Genomic DNA, 20398 nt, shown 5'->3' with positions numbered 1-20398 from the left:
CATGGGTTTGCCCAGGGTCGGAATTCTGGCCTCGGATCGCCTTCAGCAGCACGTGCTGAAGAGTGCACTTACCCATTTCGGGTTCGAGGTGGTGGTGAATACCAGTCCGGATCGTTTTTGCGACGTTCCGCGGGATTCTCTCAACCTCGATGCCTGGCTGGTGGATTTGCCGCAGGACGATGACGAAGCCAACATGGCGTGGCTGGACGATCTGCTGGACGGTGAAGTGCCGGTTCTGCTGGGTGTTGAAAAGGCTCCGCAGAAAACCAGCGAAACCTTTCCGCGCTGGGAAAAACGTCTGTACGGCAAATTGCGCGACATTCTGCGTGTTGCTCCGGTCGTGGCAGAAGATGTGTCTGTGCTCGATAAACTCGGTTCAACCGATGCGCCTGCCATTCCTTTGCCCTCGGTATTTGCCGGTCAGGATTATGCCGGTTCACCGGCGGCTCAGGTGTGGGTACTGGGAGCCTCACTGGGAGGCCCGGGTGCGGTCAAAGCATTTCTTGATGCGCTGCCTGCGGGGTTACCCGTGGCCTTTGTCTATGCGCAGCATATTGATCCCCGTTTTGAAGAGTCGCTGTGCCGTACCATTGGCCGTCATTCCGCGTATCAGCTGAAGAACTTCAGAGCGGATGAGCCTTTGCGCTGTGGCGAGGTGCTGGTCGCCCCGATTCAGCACGAATTCCGTTTCACGCAGGACGGTCTGCCGCAATCTCTGGGGCAGGACTGGCCAGGCCCGTATGGCCCATCCATTGATCAGGTGATTCTTAACGTGGCGCAGTATTATGGGCCACGGGCCGGATATATTCTGTTCAGCGGGATGGGCAACGATGGGGCAGAAGCCATTGTGACCCTGAAAGATCGCAGCGTGCCGGTCTGGGTGCAAAAACCGGACACCTGCGCCAACAGTTCAATGCCGGAAAGTGCCATCGAAACCAACCGGGTAAATTACATTGGTGATCCGTATCAGCTGGCGTTACAGCTGGTGAATTGCCTGAAAAACAGCTGGATGAGCAAACATGAGTCAATCTCTCACTAAGACCAATACACCGGATCAGGTCGACTGTCTGTTAATTCCGCTGAAGGATAAAAACCTTCTGCTGCCCAACGTCACGGTAGCGGAGATTATTCCCTTCTCGCATCTGCTCACCACCGCTTCCAGTGTTGACTGGATTCTCGGCCGTATCGACTGGCGTGGCACTGCGGTACCCGTTGTGTGCTATGAAATGCTGAATAACCATCACGCGCCGGCACCAAACCCCAATGCCCGCTTTGCCGTGATCAACGGCGTTGGCAATAACAGTCGCCTGCCGTTCTACGCACTGCTGATTCAGGGTATTCCGCGCTTGGTGCACGTAGCGCAGGATGCCATTCAGGAAGTCGAAGCCATGAATCAGGGCGCTTACGATCAGGCAGCAGTGACGCTGGATGGTGAAAACGCGATGATTCCGGATCTGGAACGGGTAGAATCCACGCTCATTAATCATATCTGATGCTCCACCCGGAACTACCGGGAGTGTAAACGGAATTATGAAACGAGTACTCGTCATTAAAATGTCCGCCCTGGGGGACATTTTGCACACACTGCCTGCCGTCTCTGACGCCCTGCGCGCCTACCCTGATATTCAGTTTGACTGGCTTTGCGAAGAGCCTCTGATGGATGTAGCGAAGCTGCATTCATCGGTCGCCAATGTGATTGGTCATGGACGTCTGCGCTGGAAAAAAAGCCGGTTGTCGTTGGCCACCCTCAAAGAGCAATTCACGTTTTACCGTAGCCTCCGCCGTAATCGGTATGACCTTGTGATTGATGCGCAGGGGCGGGTGAAATCGGCCCGGGTTGGCTGGCTGACGGGGGCGCCGGTTGTGGGACTGGATCAGCATTCTGCAACAGACACCGAAACGCGCTGGTTTTATAGCAAGGGCTACCCCGTTCCACGCGATATGAACGCTATTGAGCGGGTCCGGAGTTTGTTTGCACAGGCTTTGAATTATTCTTACAGCGGCGAGCCGGATTTCGGCATCGACCATGAGCGACTGGATCCGTGCTTGCCTGAATTGTCAGGGGCGTGGATATTTCTGCATGGCACCACGTGGGCCTCAAAACACTGGCCGGAAAGCCAGTGGATTGAACTGCTGAAAATCGCCAGACGGGAGCAGAAACCAGTTCTGCTGCCATGGGGAAGTGACACAGAAAAGACCAGAGCGGAGCGTATGGTCGATGCGGCAGAGTGGGGAATCGTTCTGCCAAAAATGCGGTTGTGGCAACTGTCCGGCTTAATTAGTCGTTGTGAGGCTACGGTTGGTGTTGATACTGGCTTGATGCATATTGCAGCAGCGTGTGGCGTACCAACGGTATCGATTTTTGGTAGTACCAGTGTTGCTCTGACGGGTGCCATGGGGCACCTGGTAAAGAACCTGTCATCGGAATTTGAATGTTCCCCATGCCTGAAGAAAAACTGCCCGCTCAACGAGAAATCTCCGCCCTGCTATCAGGAGCTCAGCGCTCAGCGCGTGCGTGATGCAATCAATCAACTGATGATAAATGATGGCAAATAAACTTCTTGTCTGTGGATTTTATACCGAAAGCTATCGGGATGACTTTGAGCGTCTCGAAATATCGCTCAACCGTTTTGGTATGGAATACAGTTTTACACAGGTCGACCCCCAAGCCTGCTGGGAGGCGACAACAGGGCTGAAGCCTTCAGTGCTGCTTCAGTGCTTATTAAAGAATCCCGATAGGGATGTGCTGTACGTCGATGCTGATGCGTTTATACGCCGAGAAATAGCGAACTTCGATGAATTTACTGGTGATATCGGTATTCATTTTAATGAAGACGGTGGCAAGCGTGCGTCACATACGATTCGTACGGGAACTATCTTTCTGCGCAACACGGAGGCGACGCGAGCGTTTTTGAGTTTGTGGATTGCCAAGCAAGCACAGAGTGATCGCTATTGCGACCAGGATAGCTTCCAGCTGGCCTATGACGAACCTCATGTGGCCACGTTTTTTAACTTGCCGGTCGAATACGTCAAGATTTACGACAAAGATAACGTTAAATCGTACATCGAACATTTTCAGGCAAGCCGGCGCCATGAGGATGATAAGGCTGTCAGCCGCAAGCGCCAGAAAAAAATAAGGAATGTGCTTTTACTGCTTGTTAATTTCACCTTGTACGTCGTCTTCTACTATTTGGGTGGCCTTTAGTTATGGTGAGTAAAAGACGGCTGGCGATTCTGATGTACCATCAGGTCGGTGATTTCAAAAACATCCGCACCTTGAAAGCTAACTACTGCCATTACAAGCGCTTTGCCCGGCAAATGGCGATGCTCCGACTGACGCGGCAATGCGTTATTCCTATGAGTGAAGCATCCCGTTTTCTCGCAGGGGAAGGTGATTATCCGGACCGCTGTGTGGCAATCACATTCGATGATGGCTATGAAAACTTTTATCACTTCGCGTTTCCGGTTCTGAAAAAATACAACCTCCCGGCAATGGTTTATGTGGTAACGGGTCAGCTATCCGGCCGGTCGGAATGGCTGAAAGAAGATGGCCACGAACCGAAGGCACTTATGAGCGCGGAGCAGATCCGGGATATTTATACCAACGGCATAGAAATCGGCAGTCATAGTGTCACACATCCAAGATTGGCGGGGTTAGATGCAGATGAGTGCTTTAACGAGTTACGGCAGAGTAAACATGACCTTGAGGAGCTTTTAGCAGGCGCTGTTATTGATCATGTTTGTTACCCGTACGGGAGCTTTAACGATGAAGTCTCACGACTCGCTGGCAAAGCCGGGTATCGTGTTGGCACCACCACAGTAAAAGGATTGGCCCTGCCTGATCAGAATCTTTTAGCTTTGTCGCGTAAGGCTGTATCGTTTAATGACGGTATGCTTAAAACGTGGAAAAACATCCACAGGTTGTAAATCAATTTTGAGTATGTGCGACATTAACGATTATGACTATACATCTCTTCATTGTAGAAACTGAGCTTCAGTTACTTGCTGGAATGGCAATCGAAGATCAGTACATATCCGATGAAGATGATGTTATCCACTATTTTGTCACATCGGAGAAGCTGCTGGACGCAGCCTTTCAGCGAAATAGGAAAAATGTAACTCTGCTCAATCGTCAGCATCATGGCGGTTTTTTAGGAAAGATCCGGTATATTAAAGAAAACACCAATCAGGTGCTGGATGTTGTACAAGAAGCGCCTGAGGCATCTTTCGGCTCTGTTCTTTATGTGCCCAGAATTGATGATATTTACAATAATGTTTTAGTTGGGCAATTCAGGAAGCAAAAATTAGGGAAGGTTGCACTGTTACCTGATGGTGCGTTGAATATATTCAGTGGTGAAATCACTAAGGCTTTAAAAAAACGACTACAGAAATGGTCGTTAAAGTTCAGGTTGCTGGCGCCTGGGTATAATGTTCTTAAGATCGACGGAGATGAGCTAGGAGCGGATTCTCAGTATATTGATTCGGTTTTTACATTTAACGGGTTTATAACCGGATATCCTGCTGATAAAGAGCAGTATATTGATTTTCCTGTGTGCATGCCCTCTGAGAATTTACAGCAAACAGCGATGGTGATTGGACAGAATTTTCTGGCTTATCAACAAGGAAACGTTGCTTTTGTTGAGGCCGTGAGCGCGGAAATACAAGATTTACTCTCCGAACTGAAGCCAGAACACATTTTTTACGCCCCACATCCAAGGTCTTCAGCAGCTGAGTTTATGACTGATGGCATGGAATCAGTTTTGGGCCCGTATCTTTGCATTGAAGAAGTGATTGCTTCCTTAGGATGCACGTATGTCATTTCATGTAATAGCACTGCTCTTTTTACTGCGCGCCTGATCAACCCTGAAATACAGTGCTATTCTGTCGGTGCAGAGAGTTCTCCCGCTCAGAGCTTACTTCAGCGAGAGGCCCTCCTGCAGGCTATGAAGAAGGTTGGTGTTGTAACTCTGAAGTTATCTTCTTCTGCTCATGGAGCATAATTCCTAATACTATTCCCAACAGAGTCAGATGCTTGTCCGCAATAAATCGGATAAAAAATGCATCGACGGTCAATGAGTATCCGGCAATGGTTAGTAGCGCTATCACTGCTGCATATCTGTGTGGATGGTAAGGGTGAAGGCTCAAGCTTTCCTTGCAAACGAAGTATCCAAACAATATCAGGCATAATAGGCCGGAAAAACCCATCGTAGCGAGCGTGTTGAAATAAAGGCTGTGAGCCTGAGTAAAATAGCGTTTTGGCTCTATTGAATTATAGTCGCAGTCTAGGCTCCGGTCTTGAGTGGCTGCGCGGAACTTATGTGTTCCCACTCCGAAGAAGGGCTCTTTCTTTGCCATGCATATGGCAGATTCCCAAAGCATTAGTCGGTAGCCAGTAGAGTTTTTGTTATTCTCGCTGCCTTCAGCGTAGCGAATAAAGTTTTCGTTGGCTCTGCTGAAACCAGCTTTCAGTGGACTCTGATATATAGCTGCAGAAATCAATGTAACGGCAGCTAGGGTTCCAATCGTGACGCCTACTTTTCTGAGGTTGAATATTACAAAGATAGATATGGCGGGTATCGCCAAGAGGCTTCCACGGGTATTTGCAGCGATAGCTGAATAGAGAAATAAGGTGGCAGACACTATCCCTATAATGAAATAAAACTTGCTGCTCTTCCAGTGAGAAAGGCTCAAGTATACAGAAATTGTAGCAAGCAGGAATGATCCATTTCCAAATCCTACGGCATTTTCATCGCCGTGAGCTCTGCGCAACATTTCAAAACCACCAGATTGATTGTAGGCCACCCAAGCATAGCTAAGGCTGCCTACCATTAGTGCGATTAATAGGTGCTTGAAATTAATACCGGAATAGTAAATGCCGACGATAGTAAGGGGGAGCAGAAGCATTCTCAGCTCAGGTTCTAGCTCTTGGATCCTGAAAGTGTACGAAGAGGATAATAGCGATGTCGCAGATATGAGGAAAAATATCAAACCCGTGATAATAATCCCTTTGTATGGCCGTAGTATTGAGTAAGGCAGTTTCCCTGTAGCTAGTAGCAGTGTACCCAATAACCAAAACAAAATTGTTATGTCGGTTGCGAAGGACTTTTTAATTGGTTGTAAGGCAATAAAAATACAAATGGCCAGCGTAGTTACGAAGGGATATATGTTTTTTTTGAAATTTCCGATGATTTTTTTAAATGAATTGTCTGAGAGTGAGGTTGCGGTGTTCATTTCTGGACTGCACTTTTAAATGGAAGCCTTTTAGTTAAATCCACATACTAAGCGTCGGAAATTGCGATAGTGATGCTTAAGGCTTTTTAGGTATATTTACTGATGCCGATGGTTCTGAGGAGTATACCAAAGGAAGAGTTGTCTAATGAGAACGCATTTACTTTGAGGTCGGGTCTAAGCCAGCGGGCCATAATCATGGTAGAGGAAAGATCACCAAGTATTTCACATTCACTAGAAAGGTACGGCAGAAGAGCCTCAAAGCTAACTTCAGCAGGTAGGAGGTGTATTCCTTCAGAGGATAAGTCAAGGGAGTCAGGACTTTTGTTGCGTGGGTGATACTTCACTGCGACCGCTTTTCCGAGCTCAGTTTGTTGTCGAACAATGAATGCGATACGCTCTCTGTAGAGCGGCTCATTTTCGAATATTGATTCATGGGGAAGGGTGATAAATGTCTCAACCGCTCCCAGTGACTCTGGTGGAATTCCACTTTTGAGCAAGATGCTTTCAGACAAGCTTTGCATTGCCTTGCTGTTGAATGACGCTGCGTTCAGCGGTACTAAGCGCTTTTTCCTCAATAATGGGTGTATCAATTCTGGGAATGCCGGGTGTACGTAAGTTATCCAGTCAGAAGCGCCAACTGTCGGCGGGTTTTTCCACCATAGACCATAGATGATTTTCTTTATGCTGTTATCAATAATTCGGTCGCTGAAGGAGCTTGAGGCATCTCTGCCTAAATACGTAAAGACCCCTTCATCCATATAGTGGCCAATAGCTGAGCTGCCGATCGCTTTGGCCTTATGCATAGCAAACTGAAACTCTATGCGACGGTCGTTGCCAGTAAATATGTGCTCCGGGCGTAGTTGCATCAGTTTCTGACTGAGTGCAGCAAAAAGCTGTCGACGCTTTCTTAATTTGTTAAATAAGCCGGGAAAACGACCATAGAAGAGGCTGACGGAAGAAAATGGTGAGCCAGGCCAGTTACGGACAATATCGTACAGTGGATAAGGTTTGCTTTCAGGCTGATCAATAAATATCAGGTGCGCGTCCTCGCCAGGACGGCTGGCAGCGATGGCTGACGCCACGTAGAGGTGTAAGGTTGTCGAAGCAAAGTAGATTGAGTTGGCCATACTGGATCCGTGTACTGTCGTACTGAAGTCTACCTTTCCATGGGGAAGAGCGACAAATATTTCGCTGTGTATTTTGATATTACCTGAGCGTTGCGGTTGGACTCTTCCTGTCTAAGGCGACGTTTTAGCCTAACTCAGCTTCGCAGTTCTTTAAGCATAGTCCGACTTAGAGCCAGACATCTTAACGATGTGCACATTTTTTGCCTGTTGCTACGTTGCGCCCGGTTGCTTCAGTCGGTAAGTAGACCGTCAGTCGGCGGAGCAAGGGGGTCAGAGCCCATGTTCTCATCAGGTTTGCTTACCATTGAAAGCCAGCTCTAAGTATTGCCTGGCAACAGACTCTACGGCGTAGCGGTTCCCGTCAAATGTGGACAGATCGGGATATTGAGTCAGGGCTTTAGTCATTGCTGCACTCATTCCTTTTATGTCGCCCACCTTAATCAGATAAGGCCTTAACTCACCGGTGAGGACCTCTTTGGGGCCCGAAGGACAGTCGGTCGAAACAACCGGGGTTCCAATAATGAGGGATTCGACAAGCACTCGCGGCAGCCCCTCGGCTTCAGAGGCGAGCATCGATAGTTGTGCATTGCGTATCAGACGGTACGGGTTGGCATCCCAGCCCCAGAATTGAACCCGGTCCTGCAGCCCAAGCTGATCACAGAGGGATCGCAATCGCTGTTCATCATTGCCCTTGCCGATCAGAACCAGCTTCAGATTTTGTGCGTTCATCATCTGAAAGGCACGGATCAGATCCTGCTGACGCTTCCGTTTGTTCAATGAAGCAACATAGACGATGTATTCGCCTTCCGGTAATGGGCCATCGAGAGCCGCCTGCGAGCGAATTTCGTCGATTTGGTACGGGTTGGGAATGACGGAAATATTGGCGGGTCGGCAACCAAGATTGTTGACCAGATCGTCTTTTATACCCTGAGAAAGGGCGATTAATTGCTTGTTGCGAAAGCGTCGGCGCAGGCGGAGAACCTTAGAGGCCCGTTTCAAGAACCGCCACTTCGGATCGGTAATCCACGCGGTAGGCGTAATATGCACCGAGCAGACTTTCTTTTTTGCCTGGATCGCATCATAAAATTCGGGCTTGGACGTCACGAAAAAATCGTAATTCCCTTCCTGAGTGACGCGGGTGAGCTCAGGGCGCGCCTTCTTTTTATTTGAGGTGCTGAGCACGATCTGGCGCAGATTATCAGGCAGAGGGTAGTCGGCGTGCGCTGTCAGTGTAACAAGATCCACCTGATGGCCGAGACGCGCGAACTCAGTACAGAGAGTCAGAATTGTTTTTTCCGCTCCTGCGCCATTGAGTGAGCCGAGCAGGGCACCAATCCGGTAATTCTGTTGCGCTGTACTCATGAAGCCCCGCTCTGTCCGATTTAATCTGTAGGTTGGTCTGTTCTTAGTTGCGTATCATAACTGGTTTTATAGACCATTCGTACAGCGGGTGGCTGGTAGTGGTCGTCCACGAGGCTGCTCTCCGGCAATACGCTGTCGGATTCAATCGCCATTACCTTGGACGCATAGTGATAGAAGCTGTCCAGCATGAAGGGGCTGTTCTGATGTTCGCGGTAGCGGGCGATCTCCTGTTGGTCAGATGACCAGAAAACAAAGGGGATCTCGAACATGTTGGCCGTGAGGTTATCCGGGCTGTGCCCTTTCAGGTTGGCTTGTTGGTATACCTCTTCACCGTGATCGGAGAAGTAGGTGATGGTGGCCAATGCATCCTGCTGCGTTTCCTTCACCAGAGCGAATACTTGCTGGAGGAAGAAGTCAGTAAACAAAATGGAGTTGTCGTATTCGTTAATAGCGTCAACCACATTGGATCCGGGCTGCGCGGTGTAGGCTTTAACTTTTGAATCCCGGAACACGTCAAATTCATCAGGATAGCGATTTTTATACTGTGCATGACTGCCCATCATGTGAATAAAAATGGCTTTATGCTCTGCCGGGTTTGCCAGAGCTTCGCTTATCCGTTTCAGCATATAGGTATCGTAGCGATTGACCTCAACGCCATTAAAATCGTTACTGATGTAATAAGCGTGATCGGCCTGATGGGCAATGGAGGCTATGGTTGCGCGCAGCGGTTGTTGGTTGGAAATCCACCAGGTTTCATAGCCAGCCATATTGGCGATATCAATGACGCTGAACGCTTCCCTGAATTTGTCGCCCTGACTGGCATCCGTCGCCGTTAAAGCTGCTCGCAGTGAAGCCTGTGTCTGCGCATGGCTGCTGATTACGTTCCTGAAGATCACACTTTGCCGCTCAATGCTGCTCAGGAATGGCGTCGTATTCCTGTGGTAGCCGTAAACTCCCATATGATTCCGGCTGGCAGACTCACCGATTATGAAAATATGAGTCTGCGCCCCCGCCTTGCTGATAGATGCGGTGACTTTAGTATCCAGCAGCATGGTTTTGCGTAACTGGAACTCGTCCTGCAACGAAACGCTGCCGTGCAGATAGGATGGAATGGAGCCGAGCACGCCGGGAATGGTGTCGTGATAGCGCGCCATAATTGTCGTGCGATAGGCAACGACGGCCATCAGAATGAAACCCAGTACCATAGTGATGCGCCGGGTTTTGCTTGCGGCGCCTTCTTTGGGTCTCATGGCGTACACCCCAAGACCGTAAAGACCCCAGTACAATATCAGCCAGAGGGTCAGTTTTATCGAGGCGTAGGCGGCAATGAATTCAGAAGCCTCGCTGCTGTCGGTATAGGCAACAGCCTCCAGTGTTGCTGTGGTGAAAACACCGCCGAATGACACGGCGTAGCCGATGTCCAGGCTGCCGCCTATGGCAAAGGGCAGCAGAAGAAAGGCGATGACGCCGCGCTTTGGCAGTAAATAAGCCACTGTCGCCAGAATGAAAGACCAGCCAATGCGGGAGTTGTATTCACCCTCACGAACAAAGTCGGAGTAGGTAAGCTCCAGAGCGAGGGGGAATAACAGGAGCAGAGCGATCCAGAACAGTGGCGCTCGCGGAAATTTCAGATGAAACATAGGCTCTTTGATAACAGCAGAGGACACATCCTGTGTCATGTTTGTAATCCTTTTCAGGGATATTGAGATCTGGTGCCTATTTTAGCCCTTTGCTCCGGCGATAGAATGCTGTAATCAGTATGTAATATGGGACAATTAGTCCCATGAAAATCACGGTTTGTTAAGGCTCAGTTCAAGTGAGTTGCCGATCGTAGTGCACAACTCTGTCACTCCGATCCGGCATGTTGTCTCAACATCATGTTGAGACAACACAAACTTTCCAAACTCTTCTTTGAGTGCGCCAGCCTCATACAGCTTCACCCAGCGGCGATAGTGATCTCCCATCCTTGCATTGGTCTCTTTCAGCAGCCGTTGCCGATTGATGATATTGGCTTCGAACTGGCTGTAGCTGCGGATCGGGTAGTGGTAAACCGTGATGCCGGCAGCATCGCGTGCATTGATCCAGCGCCAGCCGTGTTTGGCCCAGTGATTACCGCCTTTCAGCCGGATCAGGCCGTGCGGATTAACGATGGTCTTAGGGCTGATCTTAACCAGCAGCATCGACACTGCAGTGTCGTTGATCTGAGTGTCTGAGCTGTACAGGATGGGGTTTTTCACCGCATAGCGTGCCTGACTGAAGTGGTAACCGTCCTGCAACGCGTCTTCCGTCAGCACCATATTACGACGTTTCAGGGTAACGACGGAATCATTGGCGTTGAGGTGGTCTTTCAGGCGGGTCCCTTCGGCTGCCAGCCAGAACTCATCCGCATCGTTGGAGATCACCAGGTCGGCCTTGAGCTGCGTACGCGCATACTCTGCCAGCTGGGTCATCCACAAGGCCTGCTGATAATTCTGATCGGGCTGATCGATAACGTGCAGATCGAATTCGCTCTGCAAACGTTGCAGGCATTCGCGGGTGCCGTCGGTTGAGCCATTGTCCATCACCGCGAAGCAGTCGACACCCTGAGCCGCATGAAAGCGGATGTTGTCTTCAATGATATCGATTTCATTGCGGACCAGCAGTGTCATGGCCAGACGGATCGGCCCTTTGCGGGTCAGTCGGTGTTTCCAGTATTGAAACGGTTTTAATAACATCATGCGGAAGGCGTCCGGTTGCCGTTAAGCGGGATTATTCAATGCAACACCGGTCAGCGACAGTAGATGTCGCCAGCTGGCGTCGGTGGTATCGCTGACCAGAGCGGTTACCGACAGTTCCGGCCTCAGCCATTTTGCGGTCAGCAGAGCCGTGGATACATCGCCTGCAATTTTACAGTCTTGCGACAGCAGGGGTAACAGAATTTCCATCGGCGCGGACGAGGGAACCTCTTCGGCCTTACCGTCTATGCTCCACAGCGCTGACATGGCTTCGGCCGTGCGGTACTGGTTTTCCGTTCTGGGGTGATGCTTGTAGCCCCGTGGTGCCTGTTCTTTGGTCAGCCAGCGCCCCAGATCGTGGGCTCGTGCCGACTGCACTGAGCTGTGCGGCAACAGCACCAGCGCGTTGAGGCTTCTGAGTGCGTCGGCCGACGAGCCCAGGCAGAGCTCGGCGAGCTCGGCGAATTCCGGTCGGCTGAGATTGGCGGGCAGGGGCCGGCAAGGTTTTTGGCGCAGCGCGCTGATGGCCGACTGCGGGAACGCCAGAACAGAATGGTCAATCCAGGCGGAGGCGCCGATTGCTGGCGGTTGCTTCCACCACCAGCCGTAGGCCAGTTTCTTGACCAGATTGTCCAGCACCTGATCGGTGAGCCAGTGGGTTTTACGCCCGATATAACTGTAAGTGCCGTCGTCCAGATACACGCCGCGGGCCTTGCTGTGCGCCATCGCAAACTGAAATTCAACCCGGCGGTCGTTGCCGGTGTAAATCCAGTCCGGTGAAAAGCGTGACAGTTCGTGAAGAATCCGGGCGAAGGATGCGCGTCTCTGCTGGCGTTTGTTGCGGCCGTTTACTTTCGATGACAGCTCGTGAATGCGGGCAAAGGGAGCGCCGCTCCACAGAGAGAGTGCGGCACGGAACGCGGACGTGGCGTTGGTTTGATCGATCAGTCCGAGTTCTGCCTGATCACCGGCCGGCAGCTCAAGGGCTACCATGGCTGCTGTCAGTACATTGAACGGCGTAGACGCGAGGAACAGATGCTTAGCCATTGGACGCCAATATGCGCTGCAGGTGTTCACAGGCGGCGGTCAGATGGGCCTCGTCGGCCTCTTGCCAGCGCCCCGGAACCTGATAGTCATTATGCAGATACGCCAGCAGGCCCTGGCGCAGGGTCGGATTCGGACTGAAATCAGCCAGACTGAGAAGTGCCCGTTCCAGCGCTGTCTGATCACCCGCGTGCAGGGTCAGTCCGGGCAGATCATAGAAGGCCTGCCCGAGCACGAGCGTACGGATGTTCGCCACCAATGCTTCGATACCGACCGTGGAATTGATGGTTGCCACCGCCGATGCATGACGGATCAGCGCCTGCGTGTCACCCGATTGCCAGAGCTGAATACGCTGCGATTTTTCTGCCAGAGAGGCGGCCAGCCCGGTGTAGTCCTGATCGCAGGCAGGGTGCGTTTTCATCACCACACAGGGCATCTTCTCACCCAGAGCCTGCTCTGCTTTCAGCAGGGCGTCTGTCAGTGCGAACATGTCTTTCAGCCATGGCGAAAACAGCACGATCTGGCTGTCGGTATTCACCTGAAACGGAATAAAAATGTACGCCGGTGGCAGGCCGTCCGGTCGCTGCGGCACAGGGGATGATCTGGTTGGCCAGTGTCCGGAGTAGCTCATGAAAAAGGCCGGATCGCGGGGAACACTGTTGAGGAAATTCACCCCGCGGGCATCCATGGTGGTCATGCCCGGCAATAAGCCGTTCTCCATGACCAGTGTTTGCATTCCAGCGGCTCTGGCGGCGGCCATCACAACCCGCTGACGGAACTTCAGACCATTCCACAGTAAAACATGCGTGGCCTGAGATCGGATCAGCGCCTGCTGATAGACAGCTTTCAGCAGCCGGGCTTCGAGACGTTTAATGGTGCGGAAAATCCGCCAGTAGGTATCGCGGCGCTGCCGGCCTTTGCGGCTGTTCTGTTTTTCGCGCAGGTGATCATCGACCAGCGTTGCAAGCGCCTCATCCGCCGGTGTCACTCGCAACAGCCAGCGGACATCCATCCACAGCGCTTTGTGCCAGATAACACTGGCCTGCAGGCCGGTCTTCTTGATGTGATCGGCCAGAGCAGCAAAATAGGTCTGATGTACGCGCCGTGCGGCGAAGAACGCGAGCTTCATGTGATCTCCCTCTGTGCGGGGGAATCTTAACCTATCACACGTTTAAACTCAGCCGTTGCAGGTTCTGGCGTCAATGCGGGCGGTGTAAAGCGATTTAAATTGTTATTACCGGACAAAGGTTGGGTTGCTGGCGCATCGGGCATACCGATCGCCGTCAGTATGGCGTCCATGTGCTCGTAGCGGCGCAGATACTGGGCGCGCTTTTTCGACGGAATATCGGCCGCCGCTTTGCGCGGATAGGCGACTGGCAGCCGGAACCAGGCGCCTTCGCTGGAGGGCTCGCCCCCCAGTTCCTGCCAGAAGTTGCTGAGTTCAAACTGGATTTTATCCCGGGTTTTTTCTTCTCTTTGGTAATAGTGGAACTCGCTGCTGACCCCCTGAATACCAGACAGCCCGAGGCGTTGTGCTACTGCCGTCAGGACCAGATACATCAGATTCTGTGGGCGCAGGCCATCGGTGGCTTTGGTGAATGCACGCGACAGCTCCAAATTGCCGGAAACGCCCTGCAGCCCGCCGATCCAGAGCGTGTTGTTATGCAGGTGAACGTGGGCGGAATAGAACTCCTGACCATCCAGATCGATCCGCACCGTCATCTGACCTTCATAGCGCATGCGGTGCACGTAGCAGAGGCTGACCCGCATTGGGTATCCGGCCACCGTGACGTCGGCCAATGTCAGTCCTCGGGCATGAATGTCCTCGACTGCCCGGCGGCCCAGACGCTGCTGAAGAGTGCTGTAGTGACTAACAAGCCGCTCCTGAATAAAGGCTGGTGACACGGCTTTGAGCACAAAAGCGTCAAGACGACACATGAACAGCAGGTAGGGGTGAAGAGCTGGCAGATAGCCAAGCCCCAGTCGTTCAAGGCTGAGGCGGAATTCACGGATCCAGTGGCGATGACGGAACGCCCAGATCAGGGTTTTCGCTTTGTGTGTCCGTCGCTCCTGACTCGTCCAGAACATCCGGATGGTTGAAATGTACATATTGTCGCCCTCTGAATCGTGGGGCGAATCCTAGGGAGGGGATGTTGCAGACTTGTGGCGGGCGACTGGGTTTCACTGTTGCTGAAAAGGGATTAAAAATATGAGAAAGCCAATCCTTTTTTACTAGGCGTCATTTCGCAGCCGTAAAAAAGCCGCTGTGCAGCGGCTTGTCATATGGCGTCTGTTCAGAGCCCGGCGCTTCCTGCCACGGGCTCCGCGGTGACATCACAGTTTGGTGCTGTCGGAGGGCTCTGCCGTGATGGCAATACCGGATTCCAGTTGGTCACCGGCTTTGGCCGGTTGTTCGTAGGCCAGCTTGCCATGCATGGTTTTGGCCTCGCCCGCTGGCAGGGAGTAGCTGCTGCTCATCAGGTCGCAGCTTGGACAATAAACTGTATTCGCTGCACCATCCGCCGCAATCCGGGTGCCGGTCAGGCCAACGATGGAGTCAAAAATAAAGTCGTTCGAAAACAGTTGGGTCTGATTATTCTTCAGTGCCGAAAACTGTTCGGCGTACTGCGTTTTGTAACCATCGGAAAGCCATACGATGGCCGGTGATTCGACCATCGCGGTTGAATAGTTTGCTGTTGAGTGGCCCACTCCACGCACAACGTCGTCCGAGTGATCAGCGAAGTACAGCAGACCTCCCACACCACTCTCGCCCAGCGTAGTCTTCAGATCTGAAATGATGCTCGAGATGACAAAATCGTTGTACAGCACACTGTTGTCATAACATTCGATGGAGTGTCCCAGACCACCTTTGAAAATATGCATCATGAACGCATCAACCGAGCTGATCGTGTATTTTTTGAACTCGTCCGGATAGCGCTCACAGTAGTCGGTGTGGTTACCCATCAGATGTACGAAAATGACCCGGCTGCTGTCATCCGTCTGGGATTGAAGCGCCTGTTCAATCAGGGGCAGCAGCACGCCATCGGGCTGATGATTTTTGTGCGACATAGAGTGGTACTTGGTATCGAACGTCAGCTCAACGGACTTGGCCTCATTGGCGATCAGTCCTAGGATCATGTCGTAGCTGTTCGACAGTGGTTGGTTACCAATCCATGCGGTATTGAAGCCTGCCTTGTTCAGCAGCTCAACGATCCCGACAGACTCTGTGTAGTGCTTCCCGTTACGTTGATTTGCTTCTGTCAATGCATGGGAGAGGGCGGCCATCGTTCCCGGGTAGTTCGAGTAAGAACCTTTGACGACGAACAGATCACCGCTGTCGGTCAGTGCTTGCAGTTCTGGCGTTGTCTGCTTTTCATAGCCGTAAATGCCCATGTGGTGTTTATTCAGCGACTCGCCGACAACGACAATGTAGACCTCTCCTTTCTCTGGCTTGGTCGCTTCATACGTCTGCGTATTCCTGTCTTTGAACAGCGCCAGTCGCTCCTGACTGACTTTAAGCTCCTGCTGCAGCGACTGGAACACGACGACAGGGTAGGAGAAGAGCCCTTTCTCCAGTGGCATTACCAATATGGATACGAGAGTCGTCAGGCAGATGGCAACTGCCGGAAGCGGTTTCATAGCCGCGGTGGCGTTCTTCCCGCGCTGGCGGAGCAGGAAATAGATCAGTCCGGCGACCAGTATCAGGGGAACGAGAGACAGAACCGACGTAAAACTGCTCAGGTACTCCAGCGCTTCGTCTTTGCTGGTCAGGAATACCGCAATAAAGCTGTCTTTATTTACCGGGCCGCCAACCACCTGATAGTGCGCAAGATAAATCATGGGGCCGGCGATAATCAGCACAAGCACCAGCGCGGCGACCAGATTTGACCACAGGCGGCGGATCGGGAGCGCCATGACAATGGCACAGGCAGAGGCGAATAATAGGGTATCGGTCACGACGCCGTACGGGTAAACCTTACCGATGGAGACAACGGCCAGTACAACGCTCAGCAGTGACAGCGCCAGTAAAGTTGTTGCCAAGCCCTTTTGGTGGGTTTCCTGAGCTGAACGAAACAGGCTTCGCCAGATAAAGACGGTAATTCCGAGAAAGAGGATCTTCAGTGGAATAAGGGAAAAAAGTGACTTCATGTCGCCGTGCCAGCTCACAAAAGAGAAAACGGCGCACTGTAATGACTTTGCAATGTAATTGTAAAGAAATAGTAAGGAACAGTGTGATCCGTTCGCGTGACTATTCGTGGGAGGAGAACCCGCCGTTCCTGACGGAAGGGCGGGCGATCAGATCTGATCAGATCAGATCAGATCAGATTTTTCCACACCGAAAGGCTAGGGCCTGACTGGTTCATGGTGTAGAAGTGCAGGCCCGGAGCGCCACCGTCCAGCAGGCGGCGGCACATGTCGGTCACCACTTCTTCACCGAACTTCACGATGCTGTCAGAGTCATCGCCGTAGGCTTCCAGTTGCTTGCGGATCCAGCGGGGGATCTCGGCACCGCAGCTGTCAGAGAAGCGGGCCAGTTTGCTGTAATTGGTAATCGGCATGATGCCCGGAATAATCGGGATATCCACGCCCATGGCCTGTACCCTTTCTACGAAGTAGAAGTAGCTTTCGGCGTTGAAAAAGTACTGGGTAATGGCGCTGTTGGCCCCCGCTTTGGCTTTACGCACAAAGTTCTGCAGGTCTTTTTCGAAGCTGGTCGCTTGCGGGTGCATTTCCGGGTAGGCCGCCACTTCCAGTTTGAAGTGGTCGCCGGTTTCGGCGCGGATAAATTCCACCAGGTCGTTGGCGTAGCGCAGTTCGCTGCTGGCCAGACCGGAGCCGCTTGGCAGGTCGCCGCGCAGGGCTACGATACGGTCGATGCCCAGTTCTTTGTACTGATCCAGAAGGCCGCGGACTTCGGCTTTGCTGCCACCAATGCACGCCAGGTGCGGTGCGGCGGCAATGCCACGTTCCTGAATGGCTTTAACGATGGCGTAGGTGCGGTCGCGGGTAGAACCACCGGCACCATAAGTAACCGAGAAAAACTCCGGATTGTACGGCGCCAGTTCGTCGCGCACGGCCAGCAGCTTGTCGGTGCCTTCGTCGGTTTTGGTCGGGAAAAATTCAAAACTCAGAGTGGTCATAATTCTCTCGCAGAATGCTCGCTTCGTTTGCAGAAGACAGCCGGCGTACGGGCGCTGTTGTGCGCCCGCACGCCAAACGCATCAGTACTTGTAACTTTCCGGCTTGTACGGACCGTCAACGTTAACGCTGATGTACTTGGCCTGATCCGGGGTCAGCTTGGTGATCACGCCACCAAAGCCTTCCACCATGTCTTTGGCCACTTCTTCGTCCAGTTTCTTCGGCAGTACTTTCACGTACACGCTTTCGGCTTTTTCCGCTTCCATCAGACTGGCGAACTTACGCTCGTACAGATAAATCTGCGCCAGAACCTGGTTGGCGAAAGAGCCGTCCATGATGCGTGACGGGTGACCGGTGGCGTTGCCCAGGTTCACCAGACGGCCTTCGGACAGCAGCAGCAGGTGATCGTCGGCTTCCTTGTTGCGGTAAACCTTGTGTACCTGTGGCTTGATCTCTTCCCACTCCCAGGTTTTACGCATGAAGGCGGTGTCGATCTCGTTGTCGAAGTGACCGATGTTGCACACCACGGCGCCGGATTTCAGCGCGGCCAGCATGAACTTGTCACACACGTTGATGTTACCAGTGGTGGTCACCAGCAGGTCGGTGTTGGCCAGCAGTTGGGTGTTGATGCCTTCTGCAGTGCCGGTGTTGATACCGCCAATGTACGGGGAAACCACTTCGTAACCGTCCATGCACGCCTGCATCGCGCAGATCGGATCGACTTCGGTGACTTTCACGATCATGCCTTCCTGACGCAGGGAAGCGGCAGAGCCTTTACCTACGTCGCCGTAACCGATCACCAGGGCTTTTTTACCGCTCAGCAGGTGGTCAGTACCGCGCTTGATGGCGTCGTTCAGGGAATGACGGCAGCCGTACTTGTTGTCGTTCTTGGACTTGGTAACAGCGTCGTTGACGTTGATGGCCGGCACTTTCAGTTCGCCTTTGGCCAGCATTTCCTGCAGACGGTGCACGCCGGTGGTGGTTTCTTCAGAGATACCGTGAATGCTTGCCAGCATCTGCGGGAAGTCTTTGTGCACCATCTCGGTCAGGTCGCCGCCGTCGTCCAGAATCATGTTGGCATCCCAGACTTTGTCGCCGTCTTTTTCTGCCAGAATGGTCTGCTTGATGCACCACAGGAACTCTTCTTCGGTCTCGCCTTTCCAGGCGAATACCGGAATACCGGCCGCCGCAATGGCCGCAGCCGCGTGATCCTGAGTGGAGAAAATGTTGCAGGAAGACCAGCGCACGTCGGCACCCAGATCAACCAGCGTCTCGATCAGCACGGCGGTCTGAATGGTCATGTGGATACAACCCATGATCTTCGCGCCAGCCAGAGGCTGAGTGTCTTTGTACTTGCGGCGCAGCGCCATCAGCGCAGGCATTTCGCTTTCGGCGATTTTGATTTCTTTACGGCCCCAGTCGGCCAGTGCCATGTCGGCAACTTTGTAGTCGGTGAATGTGCTCATGCTACGTCTCCGGATTCGGTAGGGTGGGCATGGCCCACCGGATTCAAGGCTTGCGGTGGGCAGTGCCCACCCGACTTAATATTGTTGGATCAGAGGCCTGCGGCCGCTTTCAGGGCGTCGACCTTATCGGTACGCTCCCAGGTGAAAGCAGTAAAGGTCTTGCTCTTCTTCTCGCCGTTCTCGGTGTACTCATAGGTATGTTCGAACGGTTCACGACCGAAGTGGCCGTAAGCGGCGGTCAGCTGATACATAGGGTTCAGCAGTTCCAGCTGGTTCTGAATGGCGTAAGGACGCAGATCGAACACTTCGCGGATCACTTTCGCCAGTTCACGGTCGCCGATCTTGCCGGTGCCAAAACTGTTCACGGAAACCGAGGTCGGCTCAGCAACGCCAATGGCGTAGGACACCTGAATTTCACAACGGTCGGCCAGACCGGCAGCTACCACGTTCTTGGCCACGTAACGGCCCATGTAGGCGGCAGAGCGGTCTACCTTAGACGGGTCTTTACCAGAGAAGGCGCCACCACCGTGACGGGCCATGCCGCCGTAGGTATCCACAATGATCTTACGGCCGGTCAGACCGCAGTCACCCACTGGGCCGCCGATCACGAAGTTACCGGTCGGGTTGATGTGGTACAGGGTGCCTTCGTGCAGCCATTCAGCCGGCAGAACGTGCTTAATGATGTTCTCTTTTACGGCCACGCGCAGATCGTCGAGGCTGATGCTCGGGTCGTGCTGGGTAGACAGAACCACAGCATCCACTTTCGGGCTGTCGCCTTCCCAGTTGATGGTCACCTGAGATTTGGCATCCGGACGCAGCCACGGCAGAGTGCCGTTACGGCGCAGTTCCGACTGGCGCTGACACAGCAGATGCGCGTAGTACACAGGCGCTGGCATCAGGCTTGGGGTTTCGTTGGTGGCGTAGCCGAACATCAGACCCTGGTCACCGGCGCCCTGATCTTCCGGCTTGGCGCGGTCAACGCCCATGTTGATGTCGACCGACTGCTTACCAATACCGTTCAGTACCGCACAGGTGGCGCCGTCGAAGCCAACGTCGGAGCTGTTGTAGCCGATGCCACTGATCACGTTACGCACGATGTCTTCGAGGTCGACGTAGCAGGACGTGGTCACTTCGCCGGCGACGATTGCCATACCGGTTTTCACCAGGGTTTCTACCGCAACGCGGGCGTAAGGGTCGCGGGCGATGATGGCATCAAGTACCGCATCGGAAATCTGGTCAGCGACTTTGTCCGGATGGCCTTCAGATACCGACTCGGAGGTAAAGATGGAATATTCGCTCATGTTAAGCCCTCAGT

General features: G+C 52.7%; 18 protein-coding genes. 6 read left to right on the top strand and 12 right to left on the bottom strand.

All coding sequences use genetic code 11. From position 1 onward, the window contains the following. The first annotated feature begins 1 nt into the window (after position 1). The 6 genes from ACQUQU_RS15025 to ACQUQU_RS15000 are packed head-to-tail and all read left to right on the top strand — an operon-like array spanning position 2 to position 5000. A complete protein-coding gene (locus ACQUQU_RS15025; RefSeq protein WP_430460515.1) occupies positions 2-1039 on the top strand; it encodes a chemotaxis protein CheB in 1038 nt (345 codons plus the stop codon). Further along, positions 1020-1493, top strand: coding sequence for a chemotaxis protein CheW (locus ACQUQU_RS15020; protein WP_430460514.1), 474 nt, complete (start codon positions 1020-1022; stop codon positions 1491-1493). The genes ACQUQU_RS15025 and ACQUQU_RS15020 overlap by 20 nt, the downstream gene beginning before the upstream one ends. 37 nt (positions 1494-1530) lie before the next feature. After that, positions 1531-2556 carry a lipopolysaccharide heptosyltransferase I gene (gene waaC / locus ACQUQU_RS15015; protein ID WP_430460513.1) on the top strand — a complete coding sequence of 342 codons (1026 nt, stop codon included), beginning with the start codon at positions 1531-1533 and terminating at the stop codon, positions 2554-2556. Then, positions 2546-3205: a putative nucleotide-diphospho-sugar transferase gene (locus ACQUQU_RS15010; protein WP_430460512.1), complete on the top strand. Its 660-nt coding sequence runs from the start codon at positions 2546-2548 to the stop codon at positions 3203-3205. Before waaC ends, ACQUQU_RS15010 begins: the two co-directional genes overlap by 11 nt. 32 nt (positions 3206-3237) lie before the next feature. Continuing rightward, a complete protein-coding gene (locus ACQUQU_RS15005; RefSeq protein WP_430460511.1) occupies positions 3238-3927 on the top strand; it encodes a polysaccharide deacetylase family protein in 690 nt (229 codons plus the stop codon). A 32-nt stretch (positions 3928-3959) separates the two neighbouring features. Further along, the gene (locus ACQUQU_RS15000; RefSeq protein WP_430460510.1) at positions 3960-5000 is read left to right on the top strand and encodes a hypothetical protein; all 1041 of its coding nucleotides are present in this window, start codon (positions 3960-3962) and stop codon (positions 4998-5000) included. On the opposite strand, the gene ACQUQU_RS14995 is transcribed toward ACQUQU_RS15000, so the two are convergent. From ACQUQU_RS14995 to metK, 12 genes are all read right to left on the bottom strand, one after another. Beyond that, the gene (locus tag ACQUQU_RS14995; RefSeq protein ID WP_430460509.1) at positions 4942-6231 is read right to left on the bottom strand and encodes an O-antigen ligase family protein; all 1290 of its coding nucleotides are present in this window, start codon (positions 6229-6231) and stop codon (positions 4942-4944) included. The two genes, ACQUQU_RS15000 and ACQUQU_RS14995, sit on opposite strands and share 59 nt — an antisense overlap. Before the next feature lie 86 nt (positions 6232-6317). Continuing rightward, positions 6318-7358: a polysialyltransferase family glycosyltransferase gene (locus ACQUQU_RS14990; protein WP_430460508.1), complete on the bottom strand. Its 1041-nt coding sequence runs from the start codon at positions 7356-7358 to the stop codon at positions 6318-6320. A gap of 288 nt (positions 7359-7646) precedes the next feature. Further along, entirely contained in the window at positions 7647-8720 is a 1074-nt protein-coding gene (locus tag ACQUQU_RS14985; protein WP_430460507.1) for a glycosyltransferase, read from the bottom strand. 20 nt (positions 8721-8740) lie between these two features. Then, complete coding sequence (locus tag ACQUQU_RS14980; RefSeq protein WP_430460506.1) at positions 8741-10399, bottom strand: sulfatase-like hydrolase/transferase; 1659 nt, start codon at positions 10397-10399, stop codon at positions 8741-8743. Between the two features lie 111 nt (positions 10400-10510). After that, positions 10511-11437, bottom strand: coding sequence for a glycosyltransferase family 2 protein (locus tag ACQUQU_RS14975; protein ID WP_430460505.1), 927 nt, complete (start codon positions 11435-11437; stop codon positions 10511-10513). A gap of 21 nt (positions 11438-11458) precedes the next feature. Further along, positions 11459-12481: a hypothetical protein gene (locus ACQUQU_RS14970; protein ID WP_430460504.1), complete on the bottom strand. Its 1023-nt coding sequence runs from the start codon at positions 12479-12481 to the stop codon at positions 11459-11461. Continuing rightward, positions 12474-13607 carry a hypothetical protein gene (locus ACQUQU_RS14965; protein ID WP_430460503.1) on the bottom strand — a complete coding sequence of 378 codons (1134 nt, stop codon included), beginning with the start codon at positions 13605-13607 and terminating at the stop codon, positions 12474-12476. Before ACQUQU_RS14965 ends, ACQUQU_RS14970 begins: the two co-directional genes overlap by 8 nt. Positions 13608-13633: 26 nt before the next feature. Continuing rightward, complete coding sequence (locus tag ACQUQU_RS14960) at positions 13634-14587, bottom strand: DUF535 family protein (protein WP_430460502.1); 954 nt, start codon at positions 14585-14587, stop codon at positions 13634-13636. A 225-nt stretch (positions 14588-14812) separates the two neighbouring features. Continuing rightward, positions 14813-16627 (bottom strand): sulfatase-like hydrolase/transferase, encoded by a 1815-nt coding sequence (locus tag ACQUQU_RS14955; RefSeq protein WP_430460501.1) that lies wholly within the window; start codon positions 16625-16627, stop codon positions 14813-14815. A 167-nt stretch (positions 16628-16794) separates the two neighbouring features. Continuing rightward, the gene (gene metF, locus ACQUQU_RS14950; RefSeq protein ID WP_430460500.1) at positions 16795-17619 is read right to left on the bottom strand and encodes a methylenetetrahydrofolate reductase [NAD(P)H]; all 825 of its coding nucleotides are present in this window, start codon (positions 17617-17619) and stop codon (positions 16795-16797) included. A gap of 81 nt (positions 17620-17700) precedes the next feature. Then, on the bottom strand, positions 17701-19083 hold the full coding sequence (gene ahcY / locus ACQUQU_RS14945; protein ID WP_430460499.1) for an adenosylhomocysteinase: 1383 nt from the start codon (positions 19081-19083) through the stop codon (positions 17701-17703). A gap of 89 nt (positions 19084-19172) precedes the next feature. Then, entirely contained in the window at positions 19173-20384 is a 1212-nt protein-coding gene (gene metK / locus ACQUQU_RS14940) for a methionine adenosyltransferase (RefSeq protein WP_430460498.1), read from the bottom strand. Positions 20385-20398: the final 14 nt, after the last annotated feature.

The sequence above is a fragment of the Thalassolituus sp. LLYu03 genome (assembly GCF_050507655.1).
In the GTDB taxonomy this organism is placed as follows: domain Bacteria; phylum Pseudomonadota; class Gammaproteobacteria; order Pseudomonadales; family Oceanobacteraceae; genus Venatoribacter.
The sequence above is the reverse complement of the archived record's forward strand: the minus strand, read 5'-3'. Positions and strand labels throughout refer to the sequence as shown.